Origin of the sequence: Psychrobacter sp. (assembly GCF_035469765.1) — a bacterium.
Lineage (GTDB): Bacteria > Pseudomonadota > Gammaproteobacteria > Pseudomonadales > Moraxellaceae > Psychrobacter.
This window is the reverse complement of the sequence record NZ_DATIRM010000330.1, coordinates 1-9,611: the sequence shown is the minus strand read 5'-3', so window position 1 is coordinate 9,611 and position 9,611 is coordinate 1. Positions and strand designations below refer to the sequence as shown.

Annotated in this window: 7 protein-coding genes; 5 read left to right on the top strand and 2 right to left on the bottom strand. The window is 42.6% G+C overall.

What is annotated here, in order from left to right; translation table 11 throughout:
• Nucleotides 1-355: 355 nt before the first annotated feature.
• Both VLN09_RS09210 and VLN09_RS09205 read left to right on the top strand, forming a co-directional pair.
• Nucleotides 356-1,060, top strand: a complete 705-nt coding sequence (locus VLN09_RS09210; protein ID WP_325245834.1) for a hypothetical protein — start codon at nt 356-358, stop codon at nt 1,058-1,060.
• A 74-nt stretch (nt 1,061-1,134) separates the two neighbouring features.
• Nucleotides 1,135-3,027 carry a monovalent cation:proton antiporter-2 (CPA2) family protein gene (locus VLN09_RS09205; RefSeq protein ID WP_325245832.1) on the top strand — a complete coding sequence of 631 codons (1,893 nt, stop codon included), beginning with the start codon at nt 1,135-1,137 and terminating at the stop codon, nt 3,025-3,027.
• A 7-nt stretch (nt 3,028-3,034) separates the two neighbouring features.
• Here VLN09_RS09205 and VLN09_RS09200 read toward each other — a convergent pair whose 3' ends face one another.
• A complete protein-coding gene (locus VLN09_RS09200) occupies nt 3,035-3,964 on the bottom strand; it encodes a DUF2628 domain-containing protein (protein WP_325245830.1) in 930 nt (309 codons plus the stop codon).
• Between the two features lie 221 nt (nt 3,965-4,185).
• Between VLN09_RS09200 and trmB the strand changes: the two genes are divergently transcribed.
• The 3 genes from trmB (at nt 4,186) to VLN09_RS09185 (ending at nt 8,242) form a co-directional block, all read left to right on the top strand.
• Nucleotides 4,186-5,007, top strand: a complete 822-nt coding sequence (trmB, locus tag VLN09_RS09195) for a tRNA (guanosine(46)-N7)-methyltransferase TrmB (RefSeq protein ID WP_325245826.1) — start codon at nt 4,186-4,188, stop codon at nt 5,005-5,007.
• A 1,021-nt stretch (nt 5,008-6,028) separates the two neighbouring features.
• A complete protein-coding gene (gene recA / locus VLN09_RS09190) occupies nt 6,029-7,087 on the top strand; it encodes a recombinase RecA (RefSeq protein ID WP_414709117.1) in 1,059 nt (352 codons plus the stop codon).
• Nucleotides 7,088-7,126: 39 nt separating this feature from the next.
• Nucleotides 7,127-8,242 carry a regulatory protein RecX gene (locus VLN09_RS09185; protein WP_325245824.1) on the top strand — a complete coding sequence of 372 codons (1,116 nt, stop codon included), beginning with the start codon at nt 7,127-7,129 and terminating at the stop codon, nt 8,240-8,242.
• 17 nt (nt 8,243-8,259) lie between these two features.
• Here the strand turns inward: VLN09_RS09185 and VLN09_RS09180 are convergent.
• The coding region (locus VLN09_RS09180; protein WP_325245822.1) for a DASS family sodium-coupled anion symporter at nt 8,260-9,611 on the bottom strand (1,352 nt) is incomplete at its 5' end.

Sequence of the window (9,611 nt, the reverse complement as noted above, 5' to 3'; positions counted from 1 at the left end):
GTACTGCTGGTATCAATTTTTCTTGCTTGCTGTGCCTACGCAGACAGAGGCTGCAAAAAATTGATACCAGCAGTACTGTAGCGTTTTTAAGGTATTTTAACTATATTATTCATAGGCAATCCCTTTCCATTTTTTCGTTTTAACTATATTTAATGCCATATCTTGTGCTTAACAGTAAACAAATATAGCAAAATAAAGCGCCTCCATATTGGATATAGCAATATCACATTAATTTTTATCAATGTAATCACATGTTAAAAATGATGGGAAATTTAGCCTCGCTGTCATATTTTTAATATAAATTCTGTATACTGAAAATTGAAACGCCACATTTGCCACCAATGGATGACCTGCCATGTCTAGACGCTCAGCGCCATTTGTCGCCCCAAGCTATATAGATGACCCGATTTCAAAGGACGGCAAAAAACACGCCAAAGTTTTATTATCGACGCTGCAAGAAGACATTGCTAGCTTTCGAGACGCGCAGTTTCCGCCTGATATTTTACGTCAAATTCGTGACATGCCTATTTATGAAGGCAACTTAGCAGAGGTCCAAGCCTATCAGCAACGCTGGCGGACATTGCTTGAGCGGGCAATGGCGTTTTATCCTGCTGCCAATCTGCCGCCTGACTATTTACCATTGCCTGCCAGCCTTGAGATACCGCAGTTTATTTATCATGTGCAGCGCTTACATCTGACCAAGACTCGTGCCAAAGAATCTAAAAGCTTTGGTTCGGTCGGTGCGCTCACAGATAAGTGCGGTGATTATAGCGCCGATGACATTGAGCGCATGGCGGCAGTCTTTGAGCATGATGATGAGGCACTTTTGGTGGCGCACCGCGAATTTATTGATCTGCGCGCTTATGTATTTTGCCGTGATAATAAAGGCGAGATGCTAGAGCCTGAGCGGGTACGCTTTTATCGTACTGGGCTTATTGTCCATGCCCTACCCGATTTTAAAATGGTAGACAGTCGACAGACACCGCGTAAGCGTCGTAACGATGCCTATAACAATCCACTGGCAGATAATGGCGTGTGGAAGATTTATCGCAAAAAATAATGTCTGCTAAAGTCTTTATTTATTGTTTTTATGCGTTTATTGTATTGCCCATTTATTATTGCTAAGGATTCCAAATGCTCGCTGTCGCCGCCGGCTCACCGAACTTAATGTTACAAGCGACAATATTCTTGGGAGCAGCCCTGCTCTTTGTACCCCTTGGTAAACGGTTTGGTATTGCGACGGTTTTAGGTTATCTCATCACAGGATTGATATTGGGTCCAAGTGTGCTCGATGTGGCTGGTGATGCTGAAAGCTTACTGCACTTCTCAGAGTTTGGTGTGGTGATGCTACTATTCATTATCGGGCTTGAGCTTCAGCCATCGAGGCTGTGGGCGTTACGTCGCTCGATATTCGTCCTTGGCGGTTTGCAAGTCGGTCTGACTGGCACTTTATTGATGGGCATTTTATACCAATTCTTTTCCCTACAATTAGATACTGCTTTTATTGTTGGATTTGGTTTGGCACTGTCCTCCACGGCCTTTGTGCTGCAAATATTGACTGAAAAACAGCAGCTGTCGAGCACTCATGGTCGTGAAGCCTTTACGATTTTATTATTTCAAGATATTGCAGTTATCCCTTTATTAGCGGTCATTCCATTTTTATCAGGGGTGCGTGAACAAAGCTATGATTTGATTTATTTTGGTAAAGTTTTTGCGGTTTTTGCTGGGCTTATTTTTGCTAGTCGCTATGTGGTACGACCGTTTTTTAAATTTGTCGCCTCAAGCGGGGCGTCAGAATTACTAACTGCAGTGGCATTATTTATCGTGATGGGCGTGTCTATTTTGATGGGACAAATTGGTCTATCTATGGCATTAGGAGCATTTTTAACTGGTGTATTATTGGCAGATTCTGAGTATCGCCATGAGCTAGAGGCCAGTATCGAGCCGTTTAAAGGATTGTTATTAGGGCTGTTTTTTATGTCAGTCGGTATGCTGACCGATGTGAAATTGATATTAGCAAAACCCATCTTTATCATTGGCTGCGCGATGGCATTGATGTTTATCAAATTCGGGGTAATTACAGCGATTGCAAAAATCTTTGGCAATCGTTGGCCGACCAGTATCAGGTTGGGTGTGACCCTTGCTCAAGGTGGTGAATTTGCCTTTGTCTTGTTCAGTGTGGCGAGCGCTCAAAACGTCTTGCGACCTGAGCTGGCCAATACCCTGAACCTTGTCGTGACCATCTCTATGGCGCTCACGCCCTTGGCATTTTTATTATTAGAAAAAATAGGTGAGCCGTTATTTGCCAAAAGCAAACCAAGTCGCGAATACGATACGATTCCAGACCACGAGCATCAAGTCATTATTGCGGGCTTCGGGCGAGTGGGTCAGATTATCGGTCGTGTACTACGTATACACAATATCGAGTTTACGGCGATTGAACGCTCAGCGAACCGCGTCGATTTCGTCCGTAAGTTTGGTAACCAAGTCTATTATGGCGATCCAAAAAACCCTGAAATTTTACGGGCGGCAGGTATCAAAAAAGCGCGAATATTTATTTTGGCAATTGATGACTTAGAGCGCTCCATCACTACTGCTCAATACCTGCGTAAAAACTACCCTGATCTTATTGTCTTAGCGCGCGCTCGTGATCGCCAGCATTACTATCGTTTACGTGAAGTCGGTGTTCGTCATATTTGGCGTGAGACTTATTTAACTTCTTTAGATATGTCACGTGAGTCGCTACAGCTACTCGGTATCTCACCCGAAAAGGCGCGAGAAACGGTACGAACTTTCCGAGATTACGATGATGATTTGATTGAACGCCAACAAGCTATCTATGATGATGAAGCAAGTATGATTGAATCGGCTCAATCATCGATGGCGGAGCTTGAAAGTTTATTTGATGAAGACATCGGCAAAGCGCGTAAAATGGATTTGAGCGATTTCTATAAAGCGCTAAAAAGCCAAGCCATATCCGTCGATGATAAAGATAATACTGCGACCGACACTAAGCACGAACTGTGATAAGGCGCTAATTCGCATTACAATTATCAGGCGCTTGCTTTTTATTGAGTGAGCTGATGCACTCCCAATCATCACTGTTTGGCAGATGATAAAATACCACTGTCTGGTCATTGAGATAACGTATGGGGAACTGAACGTTTTGAATAGTAGCAATGACTGCACAATCAGTTTGTACAACCCCAGCTGCGCTACCCTTAATCTCAATACGTACCTGCTCACTGCCCATATCCATAGGTAGATTTAAGGGACACTGTCCTGTCTGCCTATACGCTAGCGCCACATTATTTTGCGTGGTTTTGACGGTATCATAAGCATCAAATAATACCTCGTTTTCTTTTGGTTTGGCGATAAGTGGTAAAAACTGCACTTTAATGACCATTAAGGCAAAGGCAAAAAACCCAAAGCCCATCGCCAGACCAAAGAGACTTACCCCGCCCTCTCGGCGCAAATGCGCTTGCTGCAAGCGCTCATCTTGCGGATAGTCATTAATCGCATCGGCAATCTCACGCCGTGCCATCCGGTAATAATAAGCGTCTGTCCAGCGTGCCACCATAAACGACCAAAACAGCCAAATCAGCGTGGCAATACCAATCCGTATTGGCATCTGATAAATATCAGCAATATAAGGCATTGCTAAGAATTCAACCCCCACCAATACCAGCGCGACATTGAGCTGAATAAATGACCATCCTGCCACGCTATAGACGATGGCATCCATGTAGCGCTTCCGATAAAGCAGCCAAGGAAAGGTCACAAAAAACGCTGCCCAATGCCATTTGGGGGATAGGTAACCTTGCTGATCAAATTGCTCAAAGCGTTTCAGATAGTAGCGCTGGCTACGATGCCCGATAAACCATTTATCCAGTTGTGTGCGTCTGGTAGGGGGCAATTTTTCTTGATAAAAAGGGGGCGGCGAATCCGTCTCAATAAATAACATAGTGATAAGCCTTACGTGCGATTAAGGAAACATATAACTTAACTATTCAGATTACATGATAACGCTAACAGCACCAAGTAGGACAGAAAAATGATAGCTATATAATGTACCTAAACGACAAAACGCGCCAAGATTATTAAAAAAGTATTGTTCATTCACAGCCGTCAAGATTTCACTTATAATAAGCGCACACCACCCATTTATTAAGTCTTGTTAATCCTATGAGTCAACATCCTGATATCAATACCAACATCGATGCCAACAGCCTTACCGATGATCAAACCTCTTTAGACGCTAACACAGTTATCGATACTGAAACAACGCCTGACGACAGTAAGCATATTAGTATCGTCAACACCTTTATGAAACGACGAACTCACATGAATAAAAATGCCGAGCTAGCATTGACGGCGCCCGAGTTTGCTCATTACTTAGTCAATAACAGCTTTGGTGACGGCAACCTTGAAGGTATTGACGATTTGCGCACGCTATTTTCTGAATTGCCAAACGGCAGTGATGCACCCTTGACCCTTGAGATTGGTTTTGGACTTGGTGATTCGTTTATCGAGATGGCAGCAGCTGAGCCAAGTCGTAATTTTGTTGGCGTTGAAGTCCATGAGCCGGGTATCGGTAAATGTGCTTATATGGCAGGTACTCAAAATTTGCGTAATGTCAAAATCATCAATGGCGATGCCATTCAACTGCTCAAACAGTTACCAGAAAACCATATCGACCGCATCCAGCTCTACTTCCCTGACCCATGGCAGAAAAAGCGCCATTACAAGCGCCGCTTTGTTAGCCCTGAGCGTATGGCGCTTGTCACACGTAGCTTAAAGCAAGGCGGCTGGTTCCATACGGCAACTGACTGGGAACATTATGCCTTTTGGATGGTAGAAGTGTTGGATGGTTTCGCAGGCTTAACCAACCAAGCAGGTGCAGGCAACTTCACTGACCGCCCTGACTTTCGTCCAATGACAAAATTTGAGCGCCGCGGTCTAGAGTGTGGACATGGGGTTTGGGATTTAATCTACCTAAAAGAATAACACCAAACGCATTACATTGGTTTACCCTAAAGCGGCTAAGATACTTATCAGTATCTTAGCCGCTTTTTTATACTTATCAGTCTTAAAACCTCATAAATAGAAGCTTTGTACAACTTCTAAAGCCTGCTCTAATACCTTTGATGAGAATCAAAGATATTTATATGCCCAAATAGTTTATCACTATATACGTGAAACATAGGTGTCAGCAATGCCAAAATACTGCTTAATTTAGACTTGCAAAATCAGAAATAGCCAAATTTTATGGATTAGGTGATAACCCTTATCTGCGCAATCATTGATACTGTAAGGGATTGGTGAGTTCTCCCCATAAGCTGTGGATAACCCTGTGCATAAGTCGCTACTTGACAAGCAATTCCTTAGATAGCTTAAAGGGTTAGGTAAAATCGTTCATTTTTTGTACAATTTAAAAAACAAATAATATCAAATACTTATGAAAATTCAAAATCTAAAATAATTTATTTATAAAATTTTTAATATTAATTATATCTCATTCAATGTTTCACACAAGCTAAATAAATTCGATTTATTTATTGTGGATAACTTCCAAAACCATTGACAAACCATACGCTCATCAGGTTCAAATATAAGCGGTAACTTTCAACATTTTATGCAAATATTTTTATTTTCCTAGACGACACCTATTGTCGCCTAGCGTTTGGTTATGTTCAATATATGCCTTGGATTTTGGTATAATCACCCTATCTAATAAACAATGATATAAAGTTAGAGTAAGACATAAGCTGGTGAGAGAAGTTGCAAGCGCTGTGAGCCTCATTAGAATTTATGAACTTTTTTTCGCTTTTATCAGTATTCAATTTTACTGTATAGTAGAGTGATATATCTGATGTCACGACCTACAAGACTTATCTCATCGCCTACTCTAACCTTGTTTAAAAAATACTAGCAGCTATGATGATATTGTCACTGATAGCCTTAAACAAGCCATTTTTAATAGTCATAAAACTTAGCCTTATAAATGATTGATAACAAGGAGTCCTGCATGGACGACAATAAAGCAAAAGCGCTAAAAGCTGCACTAGCTCAAATCGAAAAGCAATTTGGTAAAAATACCATCATGCATCTGGGTGACAACTCAGCAACACTTGATGTCGATGTGGTGTCTACTGGTTCATTGGGTTTAGATATTGCTCTTGGGATTGGTGGTTTGCCAAAAGGTCGTATCGTTGAAATTTATGGTCCTGAAAGCTCAGGTAAAACCACCATGACCTTGCAGGCGATTGCAGCGTGCCAAAAGCAAGGCGGCGTCTGTGCCTTTATCGATGCTGAGCATGCTTTAGATCCAGTATATGCACGCAAGCTTGGCGTGAATACAGATGATTTGCTACTCTCACAGCCTGATAATGGCGAGCAAGCACTTGAGATTACTGATATGTTGGTGCGCTCAGGTGCAGTCGATATGATCGTTATTGACTCGGTCGCAGCCTTGACGCCACGCGCCGAGATTGAAGGCGAGATGGGCGATTCACATATGGGTCTGCAAGCTCGCCTTATGAGCCAAGCCTTACGTAAAATTACTGGTAACGCCAAGCGCTCAAACTGTATGGTATTATTTATTAACCAAATTCGTATGAAAATTGGTGTGATGTTCGGTAGCCCTGAGACCACAACTGGTGGTAATGCGCTGAAATTTTACGCTTCTGTGCGTATGGACATTCGCCGCATTGGTGCAGTCAAGAATGGCGATGAAATCATCGGTAACCAAACCCGTGTCAAAGTCATCAAAAACAAAATGGCACCACCATTTCGTCAAGCTGAATTTGAAATTACTTACGGTGAAGGTACCAACCATTTAGCCGAAGTAATTGATTTAGGTGTTGAGATTGGCGCGGTTGGTAAAGCCGGCTCTTGGTACAGCTATGGCGATGAAAAAATCGGTCAAGGTAAAGCCAACTCTGTGCTGTTCTTAAAAGAAAACCCTGCTATTGCTGATGAGATAGAAGCCAAAATCCGTGCTGAAAAGCTTGGTGTAAAAGATGATAGCAAAGTCGCAGTGGTAGACGAGGCGAATGAAGAACAAGTCTCTGAATCTGTACAATAACGATTTGCTAATAAGCATGATCAGTTACTATGATTCATTATGAAAATTAAAACATTAGCCGAAATACTTGCTGAGTCGGATACCGATTCAGCAAGTCATACGCATCGCAATCAAAAAAACTCTTCTCAGCAGTCGTATACCAAGCAAGCATATAAAGACAAGCCTAAAAATACCAGCAAAACTGGCAAGCGCTCTCAGCATCTAAATAACCATGACTTAGATAAGAGTCTTCTAATACGTGACGATGCTACTTTTACAACAGAGTCGACTGATGAATCCTTCTCTGCGTTAAGTTCCTCGCTCCAATCCAAAAAACGTAAAAAACGCTTTCATCCAGCGGCTACTTTTCATGCTGAGCCTACTGATGTGCCTGCTTATAAGCCACCTGCCGCGCAAAGTATCAAAGAGATGCTCGCAGAGGTTAAACACAACATCCATGGTGATGAAGTCGATAATGACTTCGCTATTAATACTAGTACTGGGCCATCTTCAGAATATCTAGAAAGTAAAGCTAAGCGGTCGAGCACTGATGACAGCGAATTAGATAGTCAAAACGATAATCTACCAGCGGCACTCAAGGCCTATTTGCGTACACCTGAGCAAAGACAAGCAGAGGTCGATGCGATTAAAGCCGAAAGCCGCTTACGTTGGTTGGCATTCTATTATTTATCGCGGCGAGAATATGGCAAAGCTGAGCTCAAGCAAAAACTGATCGACAAAGAACAAGATCTAGAAAAGATTGATGCCCTCCTCGATGAGTTTGAAGAAAAAGGCTATCAGAGTGATTACCGCACTACACTGATGCTGATACGTGAAAATATTCGTAAAGGTCGTGGACGCGGGCGAATCAAGCAAGAGTTCTATCGTAAAAAAATCACCATGCCAGGCAACATCGACGAGCTAATCGATATGGCCAATACTGAGTCTGATGAGTTTAGTGAATTTATCGACGACAGCGCAGATAATTTGGTCGATGGGGTAGATTGGCTAAAACTGGCTGTGATAGCACGTACAAAAAAATATGGTGATAGCATACCTATTGAGCAAAAGGACAAAGCAAAACAGTTACGTTTTTTACAATATCGCGGCTTTAACACAGATATCTGCTTTGCCGCGCTCAACTATACGCTAGACACTCTAGCTGAACGCTTTTAGCTGGACGCTTTTTAAAGTTAGTAATAGCCGAGCACTTTCCACCAAATGAGACCGGCACCTATCCAAATAACTAAGTTAACCACGCTCATAATCGCCCCAATGCCCCACCACTCTTTTAACGTCACATAGCCAGAGTTAAAAATAACAGGTGCGGTACCAGTCGCATAATGAGTGAGCGTCATCATGATATTGCCTGCTGCGGCCAAGATTAGCGCATATAACATTGGCGGCGCCCCTAGTGTCAGTCCTACTGCATAAAATGCGGCAAATAGCGCCGTAATATGAGCCGTGGTACTAGCAAAGAAGTAATGAATATATAAGTAGACTAAGGTCAAAATAGTCACTGCCCCTACCCAACCTACTCCAGTGGTACCAATTAAAGACTCAATATTGCCTGAAAACCAGCTTATTAAGCCAAGTTTATTAAGATAAGCCGCCATCATAATAAGTGCACCGAACCAAATAATGGTATCCCATGCAGATTTCTCTTTTAGAATATCATCCCAAGTCAGGACACCAGTCAGGATCAATATTGTTAAGCCAATAAAAGCAGTAGTGGTGGCGTCGACGCTATATTGCTCACCCAAAATAAGTGCAGGGATATTCGCCCACAATAGCAGCATCAGACCAAACACCCCAAGCATGATTTTTTCTTGAGTGCTTATTTGACCCATTTCTGCCAGATTATCCTTTGCAAAGTCCTTCGCATTAGGCGTCACTTTGACATCAGGCGGATAGATCATATAGATAACCAGTGGCATCACCACCAAACAGAGCATCCCAGGTACAAACATCGCCACTGCCCATGTCGTCCAAGACAGCTGAATATCACCGCCTGTGGCTTTATTCACTAGTTCTACGACTAAAGGGTTGGGGGCAGTAGCGGTGATAAACATACCAGAGGTGATGGGATTGGCATGATAGTTAACCATAGCCAAATAGCGACCAATCTTGTTTTGAGTGCCTTCCTCGGGAGTTGAATGAAAGCTTTGCGCAATGGATTTCATAATAGGATGAATAATACCGCCGCCTCGCGCCGTATTAGAGGGTGTAATAGGCGCTATTATCAGTTCAGCAGCTGTCAGAGAATAAGCCACTCCGATGGTTTTTTTACCAAAGATAGAAATAAAATAATAAGCAATACGCCGCCCCAAACCAGTTTTTATCAAGCCACGCGATATCATGACTGCAATACCAATTAGCCAAATTAAAGGACTTGAATAGCTTGATAATGCATCGCTGATAGCTTGTTTTGGACTCTCACTTGTCACACCAGTAAGCGCCACTAGAGTGACGGCAATAAGAGCAATCGCACCGATAGGCAGTACCTTGCCTATGATGGCGACAATGGTAGCAATGAACAATGCCA

What these genes read in the sequence shown, in the direction of transcription:
- VLN09_RS09210 (WP_325245834.1), top strand. Translation starts at nt 356, where the DNA reads ATGTCTAGACGCTCAGCGCCATTTGTCGCCCCAAGCTATATAGATGAC.
- VLN09_RS09185 (WP_325245824.1), top strand. Translation starts at nt 7,127, where the DNA reads ATGAAAATTAAAACATTAGCCGAAATACTTGCTGAGTCGGATACCGAT.
- recA (WP_414709117.1), top strand. Translation starts at nt 6,029, where the DNA reads ATGGACGACAATAAAGCAAAAGCGCTAAAAGCTGCACTAGCTCAAATC.
- trmB (WP_325245826.1), top strand. Translation starts at nt 4,186, where the DNA reads ATGAGTCAACATCCTGATATCAATACCAACATCGATGCCAACAGCCTT.
- VLN09_RS09200 (WP_325245830.1), bottom strand. Translation starts at nt 3,964, where the DNA reads ATGTTATTTATTGAGACGGATTCGCCGCCCCCTTTTTATCAAGAAAAA.
- VLN09_RS09205 (WP_325245832.1), top strand. Translation starts at nt 1,135, where the DNA reads ATGCTCGCTGTCGCCGCCGGCTCACCGAACTTAATGTTACAAGCGACA.